12 protein-coding genes and 5 pseudogenes are annotated in these 21,667 nt (G+C 68.8%); 8 read left to right on the top strand and 9 right to left on the bottom strand.

The annotated features are described in order from the left end of the window. Positions 1–42 precede the first annotated feature (42 nt). On the bottom strand, positions 43–1,389 hold the full coding sequence (locus tag QEG98_RS39490; RefSeq protein WP_316565013.1) for a nicotinate phosphoribosyltransferase: 1,347 nt from the start codon (positions 1,387–1,389) through the stop codon (positions 43–45). A gap of 210 nt (positions 1,390–1,599) precedes the next feature. Here QEG98_RS39490 and QEG98_RS39485 point away from each other — a divergent pair, with 210 nt between their 5' ends. Together QEG98_RS39485 and QEG98_RS39480 are read left to right on the top strand one after the other, a co-directional pair. Next, positions 1,600–2,658 (top strand): 2-hydroxyacid dehydrogenase, encoded by a 1,059-nt coding sequence (locus QEG98_RS39485; RefSeq protein ID WP_316565012.1) that lies wholly within the window; start codon positions 1,600–1,602, stop codon positions 2,656–2,658. Positions 2,659–2,693: 35 nt separating this feature from the next. Continuing rightward, positions 2,694–3,985, top strand: a pseudogene (locus QEG98_RS39480) (universal stress protein). A 25-nt stretch (positions 3,986–4,010) separates the two neighbouring features. On the opposite strand, the gene QEG98_RS39475 reads toward QEG98_RS39480, so the two are convergent. The 5 genes and pseudogenes from QEG98_RS39475 to QEG98_RS39455 form a co-directional block, all read right to left on the bottom strand. Continuing rightward, positions 4,011–4,676 (bottom strand): metallophosphoesterase, encoded by a 666-nt coding sequence (locus tag QEG98_RS39475; RefSeq protein ID WP_316565011.1) that lies wholly within the window; start codon positions 4,674–4,676, stop codon positions 4,011–4,013. A gap of 60 nt (positions 4,677–4,736) precedes the next feature. Then, positions 4,737–6,746 (bottom strand): tetratricopeptide repeat protein, encoded by a 2,010-nt coding sequence (locus QEG98_RS39470; RefSeq protein WP_316565010.1) that lies wholly within the window; start codon positions 6,744–6,746, stop codon positions 4,737–4,739. Further along, positions 6,725–6,961 (bottom strand): hypothetical protein, encoded by a 237-nt coding sequence (locus tag QEG98_RS39465; protein WP_316565009.1) that lies wholly within the window; start codon positions 6,959–6,961, stop codon positions 6,725–6,727. The genes QEG98_RS39470 and QEG98_RS39465 overlap by 22 nt, the downstream gene beginning before the upstream one ends. A gap of 104 nt (positions 6,962–7,065) precedes the next feature. Continuing rightward, positions 7,066–7,674 (bottom strand): annotated as a pseudogene (locus QEG98_RS39460) (protein kinase domain-containing protein); the annotation flags it as partial. A gap of 51 nt (positions 7,675–7,725) precedes the next feature. Further along, positions 7,726–8,619: a sigma-70 family RNA polymerase sigma factor gene (locus tag QEG98_RS39455; protein ID WP_316565008.1), complete on the bottom strand. Its 894-nt coding sequence runs from the start codon at positions 8,617–8,619 to the stop codon at positions 7,726–7,728. 204 nt (positions 8,620–8,823) lie between these two features. Between QEG98_RS39455 and alr the strand changes: the two are divergent. Further along, positions 8,824–10,052: pseudogene (alr, locus tag QEG98_RS39450) on the top strand (alanine racemase). Here alr and QEG98_RS39445 read toward each other — a convergent pair. After that, a complete protein-coding gene (locus QEG98_RS39445; protein WP_316565007.1) occupies positions 10,009–11,130 on the bottom strand; it encodes a lysophospholipid acyltransferase family protein in 1,122 nt (373 codons plus the stop codon). The pseudogene alr and the gene QEG98_RS39445 sit on opposite strands and share 44 nt — an antisense overlap. Before the next feature lie 17 nt (positions 11,131–11,147). Between QEG98_RS39445 and QEG98_RS39440 the strand changes: the two genes are divergently transcribed. Next, entirely contained in the window at positions 11,148–13,901 is a 2,754-nt protein-coding gene (locus tag QEG98_RS39440; RefSeq protein ID WP_316565006.1) for a M1 family metallopeptidase, read from the top strand. Positions 13,902–13,964: 63 nt separating this feature from the next. Here the strand turns inward: QEG98_RS39440 and QEG98_RS39435 are convergent, their stop codons facing one another. Beyond that, a complete protein-coding gene (locus QEG98_RS39435; RefSeq protein WP_316565005.1) occupies positions 13,965–14,717 on the bottom strand; it encodes an enoyl-CoA hydratase in 753 nt (250 codons plus the stop codon). Between the two features lie 336 nt (positions 14,718–15,053). Between QEG98_RS39435 and QEG98_RS42565 the strand changes: the two are divergent. From QEG98_RS42565 to QEG98_RS39420, 3 genes and pseudogenes are all read left to right on the top strand, one after another. Then, positions 15,054–15,233, top strand: a pseudogene (locus QEG98_RS42565) (hypothetical protein); the annotation flags it as partial. 247 nt (positions 15,234–15,480) lie between these two features. Continuing rightward, positions 15,481–15,720, top strand: a complete 240-nt coding sequence (locus tag QEG98_RS39425) for a hypothetical protein (RefSeq protein WP_316565003.1) — start codon at positions 15,481–15,483, stop codon at positions 15,718–15,720. 478 nt (positions 15,721–16,198) lie between these two features. After that, on the top strand, positions 16,199–18,091 hold the full coding sequence (locus tag QEG98_RS39420) for a M12 family metallopeptidase (RefSeq protein ID WP_316565002.1): 1,893 nt from the start codon (positions 16,199–16,201) through the stop codon (positions 18,089–18,091). A gap of 254 nt (positions 18,092–18,345) precedes the next feature. Here QEG98_RS39420 and QEG98_RS39415 read toward each other — a convergent pair. After that, positions 18,346–19,501: pseudogene (locus QEG98_RS39415) on the bottom strand (IS4 family transposase). A 265-nt stretch (positions 19,502–19,766) separates the two neighbouring features. Between QEG98_RS39415 and QEG98_RS39410 the strand changes: the two are divergent. Next, on the top strand, positions 19,767–21,662 hold the full coding sequence (locus QEG98_RS39410; RefSeq protein WP_316565001.1) for a M12 family metallopeptidase: 1,896 nt from the start codon (positions 19,767–19,769) through the stop codon (positions 21,660–21,662). The last annotated feature ends 5 nt before the right edge of the window (positions 21,663–21,667 follow it).

Below are 21,667 nucleotides of genomic sequence, written 5' to 3'. Positions count from 1 at the left end.
AATGCCGGCAAGGGACTCCGTGCCCGTGTGCATCACCGCGGCTCACGTCGCCGCGGACCACAGCTCCACTTCGTGCTCGCGAGCCCGCAGCAGCGCCTGTCCCAGCTCCACGGGATAGGGCGGCCGGGCGGGTGACAAGGCGCGAATCCCGGGCGGAAGCCGTGAGAGTTCGCTTCGAGCGAATTCGCGGATGGCCTCCAGTGTCGGTGCCGCCTCGGGCAGCCGCTGTCCCCCGCGCATCACCGGTTGGAGCAAGGGCCTTCCGGGCGCGGTGTCCTGCCTGCACGTGAGCACGTCGCCGCGCGCCACGCCGTCCACCTCCCGCCGGTAGATTTGCTTCGCGCCCGGGAGCAGCAGCTTCCCCGATGACAGCTTCACTCGGGGCCGCCCGGCGTACGCCACCAGCTTGTAGGCCATGTCCACCGCGGGCGCGTCCGACGAAACGCCCATGGCTGTGCCCACGCCGAAGCTGTCGATGGGCGCCCCGCGCGTCACCAGCCTCTCCACTGCGTCTTCGTCCAGTCCGCCGCTCGCGTACACGCGCACCTGCTCCAGGCCGGCTTCATCGAGCATCTCCCGCGCCGCCTTCGACAACGCGAGCAAATCGCCCGAGTCCAGGCGGATGGAGCGCACCTGGAAGTCCTCGCCCAGCTCCCGCGCCAGCCGGATGACGTGCTGCACGCCGCGCAGCGTGTCGTAGGTGTCCACCAGCAGCGTGGCGTTGGGATGGACGCGCACGAAGGCGCGGAACGCCTCCAGTTCGTCGTCGTGCGACTGCACGTAGCTGTGCGCCATGGTGCCGGCGAGCGGAATCCCATACACCTTCCCCGCCAGCACGTTGGAGGTGGAGTCCACGCCCGCCACGTACGCAGCGCGCGCCGCCTTCATCCCGGCGTCCGTGCCGTGGTAGCGCCGCAAGCCGAAGTCCATGACGTGGCGTCCGGCGGCGGCCGTCACCACACGCGCGGCCTTCGAGGCCACGGTCGTCTGGAAGTGCACCTGGTTGAGGAGGTACGTCTCCACCAGTTGCGCCTCTGGCAGAGGCGCGCGGACCTCCAGCAGCGGCTCCTGGGCGAACACCGTCGTGCCCTCCGCGACGGCATCCACGTCACCGCTGAAGCGGAAGCGTTCGAGCCACCCGAGCAGCCGGTCCGAGAAGCGGCCTCGAGACGCCAGCCAGTCCAGCGCCTCCGCGCCGAAGCGCAGCTGCTCCAGGTACCTCAGCGCATCGTCGAGCCCCGCCGCCAGCAGGTAGTTCCGCCGGGGCGGGAGCTTGCGCGCGAAGAGGCTGAACACGGCCTCGTCCCACATTCCCTCCTCGAGATAGGCCTCCGTCATCGTCAGTTGGTAGAGGTCCGTCAGCAGCGCGGTGTCTTCCGGCCAGGTCATGTCGGGGGCTCCGCTCGAAGGGGCACTGGCGCCTGAAACTCAAGCTAGGCCCTGGCCTCGACGCGCGCTCCCACCAGTCCGCTGCCCGGCGAGCAGGCGCCCGCTGCTCGTGCAGCTTTTGCCGCACGCCCCCTGGCTGCGCATCTTTTGCGCGGCTGTCGAGGCCCGGCGGCCTGGGGGCTGCATGGAGCAGGCCTTGCACTGACGCTGGTGGCACGCGGCGAGGATGGCTCGCCGGGCAAGGGAGCGGGCATGCGGGTGGCTGTCTTCGACACACACCGATACGACCGGGACGCGCTGGAGGCCGCCAACGCACGTTTCGGACATGCGCTCACCTACTTCGAGCCGCGCCTGACGCTGCAGACGGCGCCGCTGGCGGAGGGCTTCCCCGCCGTGTGTTCCTTCGTCAACGACAAGGTGGACGCGGCCACGCTGGAGGTGCTGCACGCGGGTGGGGTGCGGCTCGTGGCGGCGCGCTCCGCGGGCTACAACCACGTGGACCTCGAAGCGGCGCGGCGGCTGGACATGCGCGTCACGCGCGTGCCGGAGTACTCACCCCACGCGGTGGCCGAGCACGCGGTGGCGTTGGTGATGTCCCTCAACCGTCACATCCCGCGTGCCTTCTCACGCGTGCGTGATTGGAACTTCTCGCTCGACGGGCTGGTGGGGTTCGACCTCGCCGGCAAGACGGTGGGCGTGGTGGGCACGGGCCGCATCGGCCGCGTGGCGGCGCGCATCTTCAAGGGCTTCGGTTGCAACGTGCTCTGCTACGACGTGGCGCCGGACGCGGCCTTCGAGCGCGAGCTGGGCGTGCGCTACGCCCCGCTCGACACGCTCTTCTCCGAGTCGGACATCCTCTCGCTGCATGTCCCGCTGACGCCGGGTACGCGGCACCTGGTGGACGCGGCGGCGCTGGCGCGGATGAAGCGGGGCGTGGTGCTCGTCAACACCGGCCGCGGCGCGCTCATCGACAGCAAGGCGCTGGTCGCCGCGCTCAAGTCCGGCCACATCGGTGGCGCCGGACTGGATGTGTATGAAGAAGAGGAGGGCGTCTTCTTTCAGGACCTCTCCGGGCAGGTGCTCCAGGATGACGTGCTGGCGCGGCTGCTCACCTTTCCGAACGTGCTCGTCACGTCACATCAGGCCTTCCTCACCCATGAGGCGCTCGCCAACATCGCCGAGGCGACCCTGGCGAGCCTCCAGGCCTTTGAGCGGGGCGAGCCCCTGGTGAACGAGGTGCGCGCCGAGCAGGTGCTCCGCGCGCGTTGATTTCCACTCCACGCCCTTTCGAACCTGGAGCTGCCATGTCCATTGTCTGTGCCACCAACTTCTCCGACACCGCGCGGCGGGCCTCCACGCTGGCCGCGGAGCTGGCTCGCAAGGCCGGTACGTCCTTGTGGCTGGTTCATGTCCTCAACCCCGACTCCGTGCGCGCCTTCGGCAAGGCCCTGTTGGGGTCCGCCGAGGCAGTGCTGAGTGACGAGACGAAGCGCCTGGCGCAGCTGGGGGTGAAGGTGGAGCCCGTGCTCCTCACCGGCGAGCCGGCGGTGATGCTGGATGGGTTCTGCCGGGAGCAGGGTGCCTCGCTGGTGGTGGCCTCGCGGGCCGCGGACGAATCCCCCTTCGGAGGCGAAGGTGGCACGGTGGACCGGATGGCGCAGACGCTGACGGTGCCCCTGCTCGTCATGCGTGACCCTGAACCGCTGGAGGCGTGGGTCCGGGGCGAGCGGTCCCTGAAGGTGTTCCTCGGCGTGGACCGCTCCCTGCCCTTCGAGGCGGCGCGCGACTGGGTGATGACGTTGAGCAAGGGGGCCGGGTGGACGTGGTGGGCGGACGCGTCTACTGGCCCGAGGAGGAAGCCCGCCGCCTGGGGCTGCGGCAGGCCTTGGCCTACGGTGAGGCCCTGCCCGAGCTGCAGCACGTGCTGGAGCGGGAGTGCGCGGAGTTGCTGGCCCCGCTGGCCCAGGGCGGAACGCCCGTGCGCACTCGCGTGGAGGTGGGCGTGGGGCGCATCGCCGACCACCTGGTGGACCTGGCCGAGCAGGAGCACGCGGACCTGCTGGTGGTGGGCACGCACCACCGCCGCGCGCTGGGGCGGCTGTGGAGCGTGTCGCGCCATGCGCTGCGGCTGGCGCGGATGTCCGTGGTGTGCGTGCCCGCGCAGGCGATGGCGGTGGGCACGGACACGCCGCTGCCGGAGTACCGGGAGGTGATGGTGGCCACGGACTTCTCGGAGACGGGCAACCGCGCGGTGGCCCATGCCTTCGCGTTGACGGCTCCGGGCGGCACGGTGCACCTGGTGCACGCCACGGAATCGAAGCCGTCACTCGAGGAGGAGGCCCGGATGCGCGAGCAGCTCTCGGCGCTCGTCCCCAAGAGCGCGACCGACCGGAACGTGCGGCTGAACATCATCCCCGGCAGCAAGGACGTGGTGGCCACGCTGGCGCAGACGGCCGAGCGGCTGGGCGCGAGCGCCATCGTCATGGGCACGCATGGGCGGTCGGGCTGGAAGCGCGCCGTGCTGGGCTCGGTGACGCAGTCCCTGCTGCTGCGCACGGACCGGCCCGTGCTGGTGGTGCGGCCCCCGGCGACGTGATGACGTGCGTGGACGCTTCCTTCGATTAGGAGGCGTCCACGTCCACGTAGGCGCGCTTCGCCAGGACGGACACGATGCGGCCCTCCGGCATCACGTAGGCGGAGAGCTTGCCGCCGTACACGCAGCCGGAGTCCAGCCCCACCGCATGCGGGTGCCGCTGGATGCCCCGCATGGCGTCATGGCCGAAGATGACCAGCTGCGGCCCCTGCCACAGGCTGGCCCAGGGCGCGCCCGCGTCCACGCGCTTCGACGGCGTCCCATCCGGCAGGATGCTGCGCAGGTTGAGCAGCTCGTCTTCCTTCTGCGCCTCCAGCGGCACGCCTGGCACCAACCCGCCGTGCACGGCGATCACGTTCAGCTCGGGGAAGAAGCGGTACAGCGGCTGGGAGTCCAGCCATGCCCAGTCCTCGGGCGTCAGGGTGTCCAGCACCTGCTGATGCTCGGGCTTCAGCTTCTTGCCGCGCGGCCCCCGGCCGGCGTGCCAGCGCAGCACGTGGGCGTCATGGTTGCCCCGCACCGCCAGGAAGCCCTTCTCACGCGCGCGGCGCACCACACCGGCGGAGTCCGGGCCCTTCGCCACCAGGTCCCCCACCAGCACCACGCGGTCGTCCGGCCGCCAGGCGCACTGCGTCAGCAGCGCGTCCAGTTCCTCCGCGCACCCGTGCACGTCTCCAATGAAGAGCGTTCGCATCCGCTCTCCCTTTAATGCGCTTTGCATCTATCCGGAAACCCTCTGTCGGGTGTCAGGCATTCAGGGGGCTCGCGCGGCGGGAATGTGTGTGGGCCTGGGCAGGCGTGCCCGCCAGGCATCCACTTCCTCCAGCGCCTCCTGCCCTGACGTCCCCAGCGTCACCAATGACTCACGGGCTTCCTCCGCCAACTGAAGCGCGCGAGGCCGGTCCCGCTTCGCGTCCCAGAGCGCTTGCGCCAGGAGGAATCGCGCGCGTGCCTGCTCGCTGGGCGCCTCCGGCGACCGGGCTCCGCTGGCCACCACCCGCTCCAGGAGCTCGGCGGCCTGAAGCGGCCGGTGCAGCGCCAGCAGCGTGCGGCCCAGGTCCATCAGCGTCCCCGTTCGGTAGCCATAGGCGTCGTCCTCGCGCGCGTCGAGGATGGCGCGGGCGCGCTCGAGGTAGGGCAGGGCTTCGGTGTAGCGCTGGTCCATCATCAAGAGTTTGCCCGTGGCCCGCAGCGTCTGGGCCACGTAGGGATGCTGGGCGCCCAGCCGCTGCTCCAGCGGCGCGAGCATGGTGTGGAAGCGGGTCAGGGCCTCTTCGGAGCGGCCGGCACGCGCCATCAACGAGGCCAGGTTGCCCGAAGTGATGAGCGCCCCCGCGCCGTCCGCGCCTTCGACCTTGAGCGCGATGTCCAGCGCGCGCTCCTGGAGCCGCAGCGCCTCATCGGAGCGGTTCATCCGCTGGAGGGCCGCGGCCAGGGGATTGATGGCGGAGGCGACGTCCGGGTGCTCGGGGCCGAGCGCGCGCTCGAAGACCTCCAGCGCGCCGCGGGCCAGGGCTTCCACCTGTTCGACGTCAGACCTGCGCCAGTGCGCATAGGCCAGCTCCAGTTGGGCACGTGCCACGTCCGGATGGCTGGGCCCCAGGGCCGCGCGGCGCGTGCTCAGTGCCTGTTCGAAGAGCCGCATCGCCTCGTCGGCGCGCAGTTGCGCCATGCGCGTGGCGCCCAGCTCGAGCCGGACGTCGGTGACCTCCAGGCTGTCAGGCCCATAGGTGGCTTCCAAGCGCGAGAGGGCGGACTCCTGCTGCTCGGCCGCCTCCGTGTAGCGCCCCTGCGCGAAGAGGAGCGCGCCGACCCGGGCCTGGAGCTGCGCGCGCAGCACGCCGTCACCGCCCAGCCGTTCAATGGCGGCCTCCGCGCGCTCACGCCACCGGTGTCCCAGGGCGTGCTGGTCCAGCACATAGCCGGAGGCATGCACCAGTCGCGTCCAGGCGCGCGCGGCTGCCACGTCGTTGCGCCCGGCCTCCGCGTTCCACACGGCGTCGAAGTAGGTGGTCTCCGCGTCGCGCGGCTGGCCTGTCTCCTCCCGCAGCTGTCCCATCAGCAGCAGGGCGTCCGCGCCGCCGTGGCGGTCATCCGCGTCCTTCGCCGCCTTCACCACGGGCTCCAGCAGCGCCACCGCCTCCGTGTACTTGCCCGCGGCCTTCAGGGCTCGCACCCGCACCAGCATCCGTGCGCGTTCAAGAGAGGCGCCGTTCGTGGGTTGGGGCTCACGCGCCGCCAGTGCCGCCAGGTCCGAGCACCTGCCCAGCGGCGGCAGGGCCTCCGCGGCGCGCGCGGCCAGCTCCACGGTGCCTGCGTCCGCCCGGGTGAAGAGCTGCGTGAGGGCGGCCACTTCCGCCAGCCGCCCATCCAGGCAGTGCATGCGCCGCGCGAGCACCTGCTCGGATTGCTCACCCCGCACGCGCGTGGCCTCGCAAGCGGAGGTTCGCATCGACGCCCACTCCGCGGTGTACGCATCCAGCGAGCGCCGCACGCGGAGCCATGCGGCGGGCGCGAAGGGCTTGCCTGTCGCGAGGAAGGCGGACTCGATGGTTTGCTGCGCTTCCGGCCCCCACACCGAGGCCATGGCCTCATCGGCGCGCTGGCATGCCCGTGCCCGGCTGGCGTGCACCGTGTGGGTGAGGCCCACCGCCAGCAGCAGCAGCGCCGCGCCGCCCACCGCGGGCAACCAGCGCTTCCAGCGCGAGGCCGGGTCGTGCTGAAGCGCGACCAGCAGGGCATTCAGGTCCGTGTACCGGTCCATGGCGCTGGCGGACAGCCCCGCAGCAGCACGCGCCGCAGCCAGGGCGGGACGTGTGTGCCCCGGGGCGCGGGCCGCACCTTGCCGGCGCGGACCTCGGTCAGCAGTTCGAGCGGGGTGGTGGCGGCGAAGGGGCGCTCGCCGTAGAGGGCCTCGTACAGCGTGACGCAGAAGGCGAACTGGTCGCTTCGGGCATCCGCGGGCGCGTGGGCCTCCATCTGCTCGGGGGCCATGTACGCGGGCGTGCCTCCCGCCAGGGGGACACGTCGTCCAATGGATTGGCGTTGCGCGCGAGCCCGAAGTCGGTGACGCGCACGCGGCCGTCCTGGCCCACCAGCAGGTTCTCCGGCTTGAAGTCCCCGTGGACCACACCCGCCGCGTGCGCCGCCGCGAGTCCCCGGCCCGCGTCCAGGAACAGCGCCAGCACCTGTCGCCACGTCCGGGGCGCGTCCTTCAGCCAGGGGCGCAACGTCCGCGCGTCCACCAGCTCCATGGTGAGGAACACCTGCGGCCCGAAGGTGCCCACGTCGTAGACGGGCACCACGTGCGGATGGGAGACGCGTGCCATGGCCTGTGCTTCGTGCAGCAGGTGCGCGCGGCCCTGCTCCGCCTCCAGGCCCAGGGCCGCGACGCGCAGCAGCTTGAGCGCCACGCGCCGGTCCAGCTCCGGGTCGTAGGCGCTGTAGACGACGCCCATGCCTCCGGAGGCCAGCCGCTCCAACACCAGGTAGCGGCCCACCGCGGTGCCTCGCTCCAGCGAGGGGCCTTTTCCCGAAGGCGGCCGGGCGTGCGTCAGCGCGGTGGTGGCCTCGGGCGGGTCGTCGTCGGGGGCCTGTGCCCGCAGGGCCTCGGCCACCATGCGGCGGCAGGCGGAGCAGGTGTCCAGGTGCGCATCCACCTCCGTCGCGCGCGCGGGAGGCAGGCCCCCCATCAGCAGCGCCACGAACGTGTTTTCATCCAGGCAGGCCATGGGACGCGCGCGTCAGTCGTTCATCCGCGAGCGCAGCAGGCGGCTGAGGCTCACGTCGAGCTGACTGGAGATGAGGCGCAGCACGCTGTCGAGCTGGGAGGACGTGAGGCGCAGGCGCTCGGTGAGCCGTTGCCGCGTCTGCTGGAGCAGGGTCTCCTGCGCGCCCAGCACCCAGCGCGCCGTGGTGGAGCGGTGCACGCCGTACAGCGCGGCGAGCTGGTCGATGCTCAGGCCGTCCAGGTACTTGAGGCGCAGCACGTTGCGCTGGCGCGGCTCCAGCGCGAGGAGCGCGGTGGAGAAGCAGTCGCTGAACTCGGCGCGGTACGTGCGCTTGAGGTAGGCCAGCTCGGGGTCGTCCTCGGGAGACACCAGCATCGACAGGTCGCCGTCGTCCGTGGAGGCCGCCGGTCCGCCGCGCTGCCGCTGCCAGTCCAGGGCGAGCCACAGCGCCGCCGCGCGCACCCAGCCACTCAGCGGACCTGTGCCCGGATAGGCCGCCAGCCGGGCCGGTGTCTCCGCGCTGCCCACGAGCATGCGCTGACGCAAGAGCTGGCGTACCTCGTCCAGGCCGGAGGGCGGCAGCTTCAGCCGGACCACCGCGAGGTTCACCTCCGGGAGGTAGCGCGCCTCGAACGCGGAGAGCGCCGTGGGCAGCCCGTCCGCCGCCGCGCGAGCGAGGTAGACGTCCGGCAGGCTCAGTGTCTCCACCGCAGTGCCGTCACCGGGGAGCAGCCGGGCGAGGTGGCTGACGAAGCGGCCTCCTTCCAGGTCCACCCCGGGCCAGGGCGCGCGCGCCATGTCCAGGGCCCGGGCCAGCCGTGCTTGGAGTGGGGCCAACGACTCCGGCGAAGACGCCTCCGCGCCACCGCGTGCCGCGATGAAGGCCTGGGCCAGGGATAAGTCCATGGGGGACACGCGCGAGTCGATGGCACCGCCTCCGAAAACCGCTCTGGGCGGTTCAACCGTCGGGGGCGACAATGCTTCCCCAGCGGCCCTTCCAGCAAGGAGGCGACGTGGACCCGGGGCGTTGCCACCGCCGTCCGCCTGCTCCGCGCGCGGGCGGGTGTGGCGTACGGGCCGCGCCTGGCGCATGGCCCGCGCATTGCTGGTATGGCTGCGAGCGTGGTGGAGGTGAACGTGGAGTCAATCGGCAGTGGCCCAGGAGACGCGGTCCATTCCTCGTGGCTGGAGTTGAGTGCGTCCGCTCTGCGGCACAACGTCGCCGTGTTCCGGGCCCTGGCGGGGCAGGGGCGCCTCGCGCCCTGGGGGTGGTGCTCAAGGGCAACGCGTATGGGCACGGGCTCGCGCAGGTGCTGCCCGTGGTCCACGGCGAGGTGGACCTCCTCTATGTCATTGCCCCGCAGGACGCGCTGAAGGTGCGGGAGTACGAGCGGGCACGGGGACTGGCGCCGCGGCAGGTGCTCGTCCTGGGCGCGGTGGCGCCGGATGAGGCGGTGGTGCTGGCGCGCGAGGGCGTGGACGCGGTGGTGGCGGACCGTGGCTGGGCGGACGCGGCGGCGGTGTTGCGCGCGGCGAAGCTGGAGCGTCCCCTGCGGGTCCACGTCCACCTCGACACCGGCCTGGGGCGCGAGGGCTTCACGCTGGAGGGGCTGCCCACGGAGTCTCGTTTCCTCTCGGAGTCCCGCGACGTGTTGGAGGTGGTGGGCGTGCTCAGCCACTTCGCCAACACGGAGGACGTGACGGAGCAGGGCTACGCGTTGGCGCAGGTGGACGCCTTCGAGAAGGGGCTGGCGTTCCTCTCCGAGCAACTGGCGCCGGCCCGGCCGCTGCAACGGCACATCGCCGCGAGCGCCGCGACGCTGGTGCTGCCCCGCGCCCGCTATGAGGCGCTGCGCGTGGGGATTTCGCTCTACGGGCTGTGGCCGTCGCCGGAGACGCGGCTGTCCGCGCGGCTGGTGCTGGGCGAGGTTCCGGTGCTCAAGCCGGTGCTGTCGTGGCGGTGCCGAAGCCAGGTGGTGAAGTGGCTGCCCGCGGGCAGCTACGTGGGCTACGGCTGCACGTACCGGTGTCCGGAGCCCACGCGCATCGCGGTGCTGCCGGTGGGGTACTACGACGGCTACCCGCGCCTCGTGTCGGGCAAGGCGCACGTGTTGGTGAATGGCCGCCGGTGTCCGGTGCTGGGGCGGGTGATGATGAATCACCTCATCGTGGACGTGACACGCGCCACGTCCGACGAGCGCCCCGTGACGGCCACCCTGATGGGCCGCGACGGCGAGGAGTCCGTGCCCGCCGAGTCACTGGCCGGCTGGGCCCAGACGATTCACTACGAGCTCGTCACCCGGCTGGGGGCGCACCTGAAGCGGACGGTGGTGGCGTAGTCCCGGCGGGCAGGGCGGCCTCTGGTGGCGGCTGCACCTTCCAGCGGCGGTGCAGCCACATCCACTGGTCCGGGTGCTTGCGGATGCAGCGCTCCAGCGCGGCCGTCACGCGCGCGGTGTGCTCCGTAATCGGGTCGGCGCACTCACCCGGCGCGGGCGGGAGGATGGGGCCTTCCACTTCCATGCGGAAGCGGGCGCCGCCTCGGCCGTTGCGTACGCCCATCACCACGAACACCGGGGCGTCCGTGCGCGCCGCCGCCACCGCCATGGCCGGCGTGGTGGAGGCCAGCTTGCCGAAGAAGGGCACGAAGGCCGCCCCCTTCGCCGGCAGCGCCTGGTCCAGCAGCATGAAGGGGGACTCGCCGCGATTCACCGCGTCGATGATTTCCTGGATGGCGCCTCGCGGATAGATGAGGCCCGCGCCGATTCTCACGCGGTTCTCCGCGATGCGCGTGTTGAGCGCGCCCTTCAGCGGACGCACCAGTGCATCGAGCGGGATGCCATGGCGGATGAGCATTTCCCCCAGCAGTTCCCAGTTGCCGAAGTGCGCCGTCACCAGCAGCGCGCCCTTGCCCGTGGCCACGCGCGCCTTCAGCGCCTGCCAGGCCGCATCGCCTTCCACGCCCTGCTCGGCCCAGTCCCGCGGCAGCCGGTCGCCGGAGGGCAGCGACTCCAGCACCACGCGCGACATGTTGATGTAGGCGCCGCGCGCAATCTCCCTGCGCTCCGCGTCACTCTTCTCCGGCATCGCCATGGCCAGGTTTTCCAACGCCACGCGACGACGGATACCCAGCCTGTATGCGAGGTTGCCCACGAAGCGAGCGAGCGCGTCGCGCGACTCCGGAGACAGCCACGTCAAGAACGCCCAGACAAAGCGCGTGAGGAATCCCACCACCCGTCCGGGTGGCGTGCCGACGATGCGGCGCAGGTGCTCTGACGGGAGCTTCTGCGTCACGGCGGGTGAGTCAGGGGGCGGGGATGCAGGCGCAATCTGGGACACGTGACGCACTCCACCTCGAAGTGGAGATGACGGCAAGGCCACACCTGCCTGTTGCGCGCTACCTTGCTCGCCCGGCATGGGACACACTGCGCGCCATGCCCAACCTGCTCCGTCCAGCGGCACTGGCCGCTGTCGCCCTCCTCAGCGCGTGCGGTGCCCGGCAGAACCCTCCCGCCACCGCTGAACCCCCTTCGGCCCAGGCGTCACGACAGGCCGTCTCCGCCACGCCGCCGTCACCGATGCTGCGCCTGCCCACGGATGTGCGCCCCACCGGCTACAAGGTGGCGCTCACGCTGGACCCGAAGGTGTCCTCGTTCCAGGGCGCGATGGACATCACGCTCGACGTGACGAAGCCCACGTCCGTGGTGTGGCTGCACGCCAAGCGCCTCAACGTGACGGGGGCCGTGTTCATCCAGAACGGTTCGGCCTTCATCGGGACGCCCGTGAAGGGCGAGGAGGACTTCCTCGGCTTCTCTGTGGCGAAGCCGCTGGCCGCCGGCGGGGCGAGGCTGGTCATCAACTATGAAGGCGTCGCGTCGGAGAAGGAGACGGACGGCGCCTTCCGCGTCAATGAAGGCGGGGACTGGTACATCTACACCCAGTTCGAGCCGGTGGACGCGCGCCGCGTGTTCCCCTCGTTCGATGAGCCCGGCTTCAAGGTGCCGTGGCAGCTCACCTTCCACGTGCCCGCGGGCGTCGTGGCCGTCACCAACACGCCGCAGGAGTCGGAGGAGGTGCGCCCGGACGGTGGCCGCACCTATCGCTTCGCGCGCACGCAGCCGCTGCCCAGCTACCTCATCGCCTTCGGCGTGGGGCCCTTCGACTTCCTCCCCGCCGCGGACGCGGGTCAGAAGAAGGTGAAGACGCGCATCATCACCCCGCGCGGTCGCACAGCGGAGGGCGCCTACGCCGCGCAGGTGACGCCGGAAATCCTCGCCGCGCTGGAGGACTACTTCGGCATCCCGTACCCGTACGAGAAGCTGGACGTGCTGGCGGTGCCGCTGCTGGGCGGCGCCATGGAGCACCCGGGCCTGGTGACGTTCAACTCGCGCCTCATCCTCGCGAAGCCGGAGGAAGACTCGCTGGGCCGCCAGCGTGCCTTCTCCGACACGCAGGTGCACGAGCTGGCGCACCAGTGGTTCGGCAACCTGGTCACCATGCAGTGGTGGGATGACCTGTGGCTCAACGAGGCCTTCGCCTCGTGGATGACCCCGCGCATCGTCGAGTCGTGGCGCCCTGCCTGGGACGCGCCCGTCGAGCGCGTGCACGACCGCGCCCGGGCCCTGGACGTGGACAGCCTCCTGTCGGCGCGCCGCATCCGCCAGCCCATCGAGAGCGCCAACGACATCCACAACGCCTTTGACGGCATCACCTACGGCAAGGGCGCCGCGGTGCTCAGCATGACGGAGGAGTGGCTGGGCCGGGAGGTCTTCCAGCGCGGCATCCAGCGCTACTTCCGCAAGCACGCGGGCGGAAACGCCACCGCGAAGGACTTCCTGGACGCCGTGTCCGCCGAGGCGGGCAAGGACGTGACGGGCATGCTGGGGACCTTCCTGGACCAGAGCGGGGCGCCGCTCGTCACCGCGTCGCTGGCGTGCGGCGCGGACGGCGCGAAGGTGGTGCTCACGCAGCAGCGCTACCTGCGGCTGGGGGCCACGTCGCCGGGCCCGCAGACGTGGAAGGTGCCGGTGTGCGTGGAGTACGCGGCGGGCGGCAAGGAGGCCCGGACCTGCACACTGCTGGAGGGCGAGCGCGCGGAGGTGGCCCTGAGCGAGGCGAAGACGTGCCCGGACTGGGTGTTCCCCAACGCGGAGGGGGCGGGCTACTTCCGGGTCCAACTGGATGGGGACGCGGCGGCGAAGCTGGCGAAGTCCGGGATGAAGCGACTGTCGCGCACCGAGCAGGTGACGTTCCTGACGGACGTGCGCGCGCTGGCCCTGGCCGGGACGATTCCCGCCGCCGAGGCCCTGGCCCTGACGAGCCGCCTGGCGAATGAGCCGGACCGCGTCGTCACCCTGGCCTCGCTGGACCTGCTGGAGCTGGTCAGCTCGCGGCTGCTTCCGGACGAGAAGCTGAAGGACCGGGCCCGCTTCCTGCGGGAGACGTATGGCCCCAGGGCGCGGCAGCTCGGCTTCGCCCCGCGCCAGGGCGAGAGCGAGGACACGCGCCTGCTCCGGCCCCGGTTGGTGCGGCTGGCGGGACGGGACGGCAGGGACCCGAAGCTGCTCGCGGAGGCGCGTGTCCTGGCGAACAAGTGGTTGAAGGACAAGCGCGCGGTGGCGCCGGAGATGGTGGACGTGGTGCTCGCCCTCGCCGCCACCGAGAACGACGCGGCCTTCCGGGAGCAGCTCGTCGTGGAGGTGCGCTCGGAGAAGGAGCGGCGCACGCGCCAGCACCTCATCGGCGCGCTGAGCAGCTTCACGGACCCGGAGCTGGTGAAGCAGAACCTGGCCCTGGTGTTCGAGAAGGGCTTGGACCCGCGTGAGACGATGTGGATGGCGTTCGCGGCCTCGCAGGGCCTGCGCACCCAGGACGTGGCCTTCGACTTCGTGAAGGAGAACTACGACCGGCTGGTGGGGGACTCACCCGAGGCGCTGCTGCCGCTCGATGCCGCCGGGCACATGGCCTACATCGGCAGCAACTTCTGCGATGCGGGCAAGCGTCAGCAGGTGGAGGACTTCTTCTCCGAGCGCAGCGCGAAGGCGCCGGGTGGCCCCCGGGTGCTGGCGCAGGTGCTGGAGCTCGTGGACCAGTGCATCGCGCTGAAGAAGACGCAGGCGGCCAGCGTCGAGTCCTTCCTCGCGAAGGGCACCCCACCGCGTCCGCCGCGGGCACCCGCGTCGCGGTAGTCGCGCGGACGGCCGGGCCCGGCATCCCGCATGGGGTATCCGGGCCCGGAGGTTCCGCCAGCCCTACTTCCGGCCGCGGGACATGAAGGACATGAAGGCTTCCTGCGCTTCGGTGGACTGGAGGCGCTGGATGAACTCGCCGCCCTCGCGGGCCAGCGTCTCGCGAATCTGGGCGCGCAGGGGCTCGCGAATCAGCCGCTTCGTCACGCGCACCGCCTCCGCCGGGCGGGAGGCCAGCGTGGCGGCGCGCTCGGTGGCCACCTGCTGGAGGCTGGCGTCCGGCACCACCTTGTTGATGATGCCCGCGCGCAGCGCCGTGGCCGCGTCGAAGGGCTCGCCGAAGAGCAGCAGCTCGCTGGCCAGCGCGAAGCCCGCCGTCCTGGGGATGAGCAGGCTGCTGGCGCCCTCCGCGCAGAGCCCCAACTGGACGAAGGGCATGTGGAAACGCGCGCGCTCGCTGGCCACCACGTAGTCACAGTGCAGCAGCATCGTCGTGCCAATGCCCACCGCCGGGCCGTCCACCGCCGCCAGAATCGGCTTGTCCGTGTCCACCAGCGCGCGGAGGAAGCGGAACACGGCGCTGTCCTCGCCCGCGGGCGGGTGCTCCATGAAGTCGCCAATGTCGTTGCCGGCGGTGAAGACGTTGCCCGCGCCGGTGAGCAGCACCGCGCGCACGTCGACGTTGCCCTCCGCGTCCTTCAGCGCGCGGGTGGCCGCTTCGTACATGGCATGCGTGAAGGCGTTCTTCTTCTCGGGCCGGTTGAAGGTGAGGGTGAGGACCCCCGAGTCGAGCTTCGTCAGCAGCGTGTCGGACATGGTGCCGGGGAGCCTAACCGACTCCGTGCGCACTGTTGCCGCCCATGCGCGTGGATGTTCCATGGCGGACCACGGTCCGGCTTGTTCATGGGGTTTTGCTGAAAAATAGTGGAGCGCGTGCAATCCTTCACGGGCATGTGCGGTGGGAGGCACCGCCGCTGATGGGGCATTGTGAGGTGATTCCCCTCGGGGGGCGCCGGTCGCGGCCTGCGCCGGAGCACGAGGCGGTTCACGGCTGCTTGGAGGGGGCCGAACTCAAGCGGAGCAGGGGGCTCTCGCGCCTCCATGTCAGTCCTTGCGACCATTCTCCCCGGAATAGAGGGGGAGGCAGGCGCCGTGTTTTTGGTAGACGTGCTGGAGGAGCACCTCGACGAGGCCAGATTTCGGTGGCTGCAGTGGGAGAGGGCGCTGGAGGCGGCTGACGTCACCGTCGAAGAGACGGCAACGGGCGAGGAGCGACTGCTGGCGCAGCACTTCCCCGGTCCGGTGCTGGTGGAGGCGTTGGAGTCCAGTCTCATGCGGCGCCGCCACGTGCTGGCCATCCGCACGGGTTTCCCACGAGAGGATTTACAAGAGCCTCTTCGTCCAGTCCCGTGGAGTGCTCAAGAAGGAGTTGCTCGAGCATCTGCGTTTCCGTTAGAAGATGAGGCGTTCGAAGTTGGCGATGGCGGCTGGCTGGAAACGCGGCCAAATCCGTGACACGGCGTCGATTCGCGATAGGCCACGAGAGGAGGGGGGCAGAGCGGAGTCGGGGCGCTGGGAAGTGGATTTGCTCGCTGGCGCGAATGACAGTCACATCGCCACGCTTTTTGAGCGACACTCTTGCTTCGCGATGCGTGTGAAGGTTGCCGGCAAGGATGGCGCCAGCATCGTCCGCTCTCTGCCGCAGGCAGTTCTCAAGTTGCCCTGGGAGTTGCGGCACTTTCTGACCTGGGACAGCGGAACGGAACTGTCGAAGCGCCGAGCGCTCGCGATGGCGACCGGCTTCTCTATTTGCTTCTGAGGGCCACGGAATCCCTGGCGGCGTGGGACGAACGAAAACACCAACCGGATCCTTCGACAGCACTTCCCTGGTGGAGCGCACGTCTAGACGTTCACTCAGAGGTCGTTGGGTGCGGTGTCGCTCATCCTGAATCGGCGCCCCCGGAAGGCATTGGAGTGCGAGTCCCCATCAGTCAAGCTGCAGCAGGTGTTGCTTTGAGCGATTGGGTGCACCATTTGGACGTAATTTCCTACGCGCATCAGGCATGAGGGCGGAGCTTGCGGCTTGTCACGCGCATCGCTCGATCGTCATGATGCGATTTCGATGCGTCTGTGATGCAGTGATTGAGTGGTTGATAGGCGATTCTGGTTTCGTCTATGGTTAGCCGCTCGCTGGCGCTCCGTGTTAGCGATGCTTGGCATTCCGTCTGTCGTAGGCGGCTCGTGTCGCGGGTGCCATTGTTTGGCTTGTTTTTACAGTAGGTCGGGGTTTTTTCGCCATGATTGACATTTCAGCCTGCTCGCGCAGGCGGACTTCGCTACGCCTGCTCCTCTCCACCACTGCCATGTTGGCGGGCTGCAGCGCCTCCGAGCCCGCCGTTTCCACGACTATCGACTCCGAAGCCGAGGCGGAGAGTCGTTGGGTCCCCACCGATGCTCCCGAGGGAGTCACCTACCTGCGCATCGGAACGAACTCCGCTCCAACTGAACTGAAGTACGCGACGGTTGATGGTCTCGCCGTCTTCCAGGGAGACATCATCCTGGGCGCGGTCTCCGAACTCCCAAAAAGTCCGGCGGAGGTGACCGCTCAGGGCGTGGCCATCACCGGTGTCGGCTACCGCTGGCCCAGCGCACTGGTGCCATTCACCATCGACGCGGGCCTGACGGATCAGGCCCGGGTGACCACCGCCATTCGACACTGGCAGGAACGGACCAACGTCCGGTTCATCCTGCGGGATGCGAGCAATGCGGCGCTCTTCCCGGACTTCGTCACGTTCCAGCCCGGCACTGGATGCAGTGCCCACGTTGGGAGGCAGGGAGGACAGCAGTTCGTTACCCTGGCGGCAGGTTGCAGCACTGGAAACACGATTCACGAGATTGGCCATGCCCTCGGCTTTTGGCACGAGCAAAGCCGCGAGGACCGCAACAGCTTCGTGACCATCAATCTGAGCAACGTCGAAGTGGGGTTGGAGCACAACTTCGGTCAGCACATCTCTGATGGCGATGACGTGGGGGACTATGACTACGGCTCCATCATGCATTACGGCACCCACGCTTTCTCTCGCAATGGCCTGCCGACCATCCAGGTGCTGACCCCCGGAGTTACCATCGGGCAACGTAGTGGCTTGAGCGATGGGGACATTGCCGCTGCCCAGTTGCTGTACCCGGTTCCTACATATGCCGTGGGCAATCGCTTCTTCACGATGGACTATGACGGGGATGGGGATGACGACCTCGTCATCCGTGGCCCGGGCGGCGAGTTCTTTGCTTACGTCGCCAACGCGGGCACCTTCACCCGCGCGCTCGGAGATCTCATGACGACGAACCTGTCGGACCGTCATGGCTGGAACGAGGAGCACCGTTTCTTCGTCGCGGACTACGACGGGGACGGCGACGACGATCTCATCCTCCGCAATGCTGGTGGAGAGTTCTCCGCCCTGCGCTCCGAGCGCACCCACTTCGTCAGCGCGGGCCCCCTCCTGACGGGCACGACCTACTCGGACGCCAACGGTTGGAGCACGGGCAACCGTTTCTGGGTCATGGATTACGATGGGGACGGCGACGACGACCTCGTGGCGCGCCACCCGAGTGGGGAGTTCGTGGGACTTCGCTCGAACGGCACTACGCTCACGAGCGTCCCCGCCCTCTCAATCACCATGCTTTCTGATGCCAATGACTGGAACAGCGGGCTGCGCTTCTTCGTGGCCGACTACGACGGTGACGGAAAGGATGACCTCATCACCCGGAACGCTGGCGGTGACTTCAACGCGCTGCGCTCGAACGGCACGCAGCTGGTTTGGATGTCGTTGCTGTACGGGAACACCGTGTTCTCGGACGCAAATGGATGGGTACCCGGCAACCGCATCTATGCCGCGGACTACGATGGGGACGGCGACGACGACCTCGTGTTGAGGCTCGCCGGTGGTGGGTTCCTCGCGCTGAACTCCAGCGCGGGTGCTTTGTCCCTGGTGACCCTGCTCTCCACCAGCTACATGTCGGACGTGGATAACTGGAACGACGCCAATCGCTTCTTCGTCGCGGACGTGGATGGCGATGGCGACGATGACCTCGTTGCTCGCGACTCCGCCGGCGCTTTCCATCTCGTGCGCTCCTCGGCCTCGGGACTGACGCTCCCTGGCATCGTCGCGAACACGACGTTCCGCGACCCCTGATGTCACACGCGCCGGCCCGGCGCAGCTCCGGGTCGGCGCTGTCTCATGCTCCCTTTCCCAAAACAAAGGGACGCGGTCGGCCTCGCGCGGGAGCCTGTCGGCGCTGCGCCTCCATTGGAGCGGCCCATGACAACGGCCTCGGGCGGCAAGGGACTTCGCTCGTGCGTCTTGTGTCCCGGCTGACCGCCAGGACGGCGCCCCATCGGCTTTTTGGCGGGCGCGGGGTGCCAGGGCTGAGGTATCCCCCATCTGAATTAGATGTAGCCGAAGGCTTGCTGAAAGACGGCGTGTTCGCGCAGCAGTTGGTTGAAGCGCTCCACCAGCGGCAACAGGCGCGCGTCGCTCATCCTCGGCATAGCCATGAAGTAGTAGGCGCCCTGGGTGAAGAGAGAGTGGGTGCGCTTCTTGGCTGTGTTCGCCTTCAGTTGCTTGTCGTAGCCGAGCGACTCCCCGGCGGCGCCCAGCAGCGTCAGCAGCGCCTGGGCGAGGGCGGAGATGAGCAGCAGCTTGTCACGCCGCTCGGGCGTGCTGACGCGCACCTCCTTCAGTCCCATGCCGAACTTCAAGTCTTTCACGTCGCGAAACGTCTCCTCCGTCGTGAAGCGGCGGCCGTACGCGTCCATGACTTCCTGGGCGGTGCCCTCCTCGAAGCTTGTCGCCAGGCACCACGCCTCCTTCATACCCTTGCGCTGCACGCACACCACCGCATTCACCGGCCTCTTTGCCGCTGTCACCAGTGCGCCCCTCAGCATCTTCGCCCGCCCACCCGCCGGTACCCACTCACGCGGCAGCTTCGACTCGCCGCCTTCCGCCGTGACGCGTACGTCCGAGCGGAAGCGCACGATGTAGTGGAAGCCCAACTTGTCGAGCAGGGCATACAACTCGATGTCGGCGAAGCCCCGGTCCGTCAGAATGGTTACCTGTACCTTGGGGCCAATCCACGCGCGCAGCCGCTCGAGCATCAGGTCCTCGGCCAACTGTCGGTTCCCCTTGGCGGCGGACTTCACCAGCGTCGTCCACATGAGGGGCGTGGAGCGGCCGTGCCGGGTGACGAGGCTGGCCACCAGTGTCTCCTGGTCGTCCGCCTCGAAGTCCGTCCAGTCCAGCGCGATGACGGCCTCCTGGCGCTCGGCCAGGACGAAGCGCACCCAGGAGGGGAAGAGTTTCTCGAACTCGACACCCCCCGTTGGAGAGCAGCCGGTCCACCTGCTTCACGGCGTGCTTGGGACTGATGTCTTCGCCGCGCGCCCACGCCATAGCCTTGCCGATGGCGGCGACGGAAAGGGACGTGGCCTGCACCGCACCCAGCGTCGCGTGCACGAGGGAGACGATGCGCTTGACGTGCAGGTCCTCCTCGAACGCCTCGGTGAGAAACCCTCGGACCTGCTCCTCGTCGATTGAGTGCGCCATTGGGGCGCAATTTCATACGCGCATCAAAACCGAGGGCGGGGCTTGCGGTTCGTCACGCGCGCCGCTCGATCGTCATGATGCGAGTTTTGACGCACCCATGATGCCGCGATTGCGTTGTTGGTAGGTAAGCCCGGTTCCGCCTATAGTCGATTGATTGCCGGCGCTCCATGCCGGTGATGTCCGAAAATCTGTCTGTCGTAGGCGGCTCGCATTTTCGGGTGTCCTTGTTTGGTTTGCATTTACAGTGAGTTGGGGTTTTTTCGTCATGATTGATATTTCAGCCTGCGCGCGCAGACGGACTTCGCTCCGCCTGCTCCTCTCCACGACTGCCCTATTGACGGGCTGCAGCGCCTCCGAGCCCGCCGTCCCCGCGATTATCGGCTCCGAATCCGAGGCGGAGAGTCGTTGGGTCCCTACCGATGCTCCCAAGGGCGTCACCTATCTGCGCATTGGAACGAACTCCGCTCCAACCGAACTGAAGTACGCGACGGTTGATGGTCTCGCCGTCTTCCAAGGGGACATCATTCTGGGCGCGGTCTCCGAGCTGCCCAAGAGCCCAGCGGAGGTGACCGCCCAGGGCGTGGCCATCACCGGTGCTGGCTACCGCTGGCCTGGCGCGCTGGTGCCATTCACCATCGACGCGGGCCTGACGAATCAGGCCCGGGTGACCACCGCCATCCGGCATTGGCAGGAACGGACCAACGTCCGGTTCATCCTGCGGGATGCCAGCAATGCGGCGCTCTTCCCGGACTTCGTCACGTTCCAGCCTCACGCCACCGCATGCAACTCTCCCGTCGGTAAGCGGGGAGGACAGCAGTTCATCAACCTAACGGTCGGGTGCACCACGGGGAATGCGATTCACGAGATTGGCCATGCCCTCGGCTTCTGGCATGAGCACAGCCGCGAGGACCGCAACAGCTTCGTGACCATCAATCTGAGCAACGTCAGAGTGGGGCTGGAGTACGCCTTCGATCAGCACATCGCTGATGGCGATGACGTGGGGGCTTACGATTACGGCTCCATCATGCATTACGGCACCCACGATTTCTCCCGCAATGACCTGCCGACCATCACTGTGCTGACCCCCGGAGCGATCATCGGGCAACGTATTGGCCTGAGCGACGGGGACATCGCGGCTACCCATCAGATGTACCCGGTTCCTGCATATCCCATGGGCAATCGCTTCTTCACGATGGACTATGACGGGGATGGGGACGACGACCTCGTTATCCGTGGCCCGGGCGGCGAGTTCTTCGCCTACGTCGCCAACGCGGGAACCTTCACCCGCGCGCTCGGAGATCTCATGACGACGGCCCTGTCGGACCGTCATGGCTGGAACGAGGAGCACCGCTTCTTTGTCGCGGACTACGACGGGGATGGCGACGACGACCTCGTCATCCGAAACGCTGCTGGAGAGTTCTCCGCCCTACGCTCCGAGCGCACCCACTTTGTCAACGCGGGTCCCCTCCTGACGGGCACGACCTACTCGGACGCCAACGGCTGGGGTACGGGCAACCGTTTCTGGGTCATGGATTACGACGAGGACGGCGACGACGACCTCGTGGCGCGCCACCCGAGTGGGGAGTTCGTGGGACTTCGCTCGAACGGCACCACGCTCACGAGCGTCCCCGCCCTCGCAACCACCATGCTTTCTGATGCCAACAACTGGAACAGCGGGCTGCGCTTCTTCGTGGCCGACTACGACGGTGACGGAAAGGATGACCTCATCACCCGGAACGGTGGCGGTGACTTCAATGCGCTGCGCTCGAACGGAACGCAGTTGGTCTGGATGCCGTTGCTTTACGGGAGCACCACGTTCTCGGACGCAAACGGATGGGGGCTCGGCAACCGCATCTTTGCCGCCGACTACGATGGGGACGGCGACGACGACCTCGTGTTGAGGTTCGCTGGTGGTGGGCTCGGCGCGCTGAACGCCAACGCGGGTGCTTTGTCCCTGGTGACTCTGCTCTCCAGCAGCTACTTGACGGACGCGGACGCCTGGAACGACGCCAACCGCTTCTTCGTCGCGGACGTGGACGGCGATGGCGACGATGACCTCATCGCTCGTGACGCCGATGGCGCCTTCCATCTCGTGCGCTCCTCGGCCTCGGGACTGACGCTCCCCGGCATCGTCGCGAACACGACGTTCCGCGACCCCTGATGTCA

Source organism: Myxococcus sp. MxC21-1, from assembly GCF_032612255.1.
In the GTDB taxonomy this organism is placed as follows: domain Bacteria; phylum Myxococcota; class Myxococcia; order Myxococcales; family Myxococcaceae; genus Myxococcus; species Myxococcus virescens.
This window is presented reverse-complemented; position numbering and strand designations above follow the sequence as displayed.

Coding starts and splice junctions, on each gene's coding strand:
- QEG98_RS39440 (WP_316565006.1), top strand. CDS start 11,148: ATGCCCAACCTGCTCCGTCCAGCGGCACTGGCCGCTGTCGCCCTCCTC.
- QEG98_RS39475 (WP_316565011.1), bottom strand. CDS start 4,676: ATGCGAACGCTCTTCATTGGAGACGTGCACGGGTGCGCGGAGGAACTG.
- QEG98_RS39470 (WP_316565010.1), bottom strand. CDS start 6,746: ATGGACCGGTACACGGACCTGAATGCCCTGCTGGTCGCGCTTCAGCAC.
- QEG98_RS39455 (WP_316565008.1), bottom strand. CDS start 8,619: ATGGACTTATCCCTGGCCCAGGCCTTCATCGCGGCACGCGGTGGCGCG.
- QEG98_RS39435 (WP_316565005.1), bottom strand. CDS start 14,717: ATGTCCGACACGCTGCTGACGAAGCTCGACTCGGGGGTCCTCACCCTC.
- QEG98_RS39465 (WP_316565009.1), bottom strand. CDS start 6,961: ATGGAGGCCCACGCGCCCGCGGATGCCCGAAGCGACCAGTTCGCCTTC.
- QEG98_RS39420 (WP_316565002.1), top strand. CDS start 16,199: ATGATTGACATTTCAGCCTGCTCGCGCAGGCGGACTTCGCTACGCCTG.
- QEG98_RS39445 (WP_316565007.1), bottom strand. CDS start 11,130: ATGCCGGGCGAGCAAGGTAGCGCGCAACAGGCAGGTGTGGCCTTGCCG.
- QEG98_RS39410 (WP_316565001.1), top strand. CDS start 19,767: ATGATTGATATTTCAGCCTGCGCGCGCAGACGGACTTCGCTCCGCCTG.
- QEG98_RS39490 (WP_316565013.1), bottom strand. CDS start 1,389: ATGACCTGGCCGGAAGACACCGCGCTGCTGACGGACCTCTACCAACTG.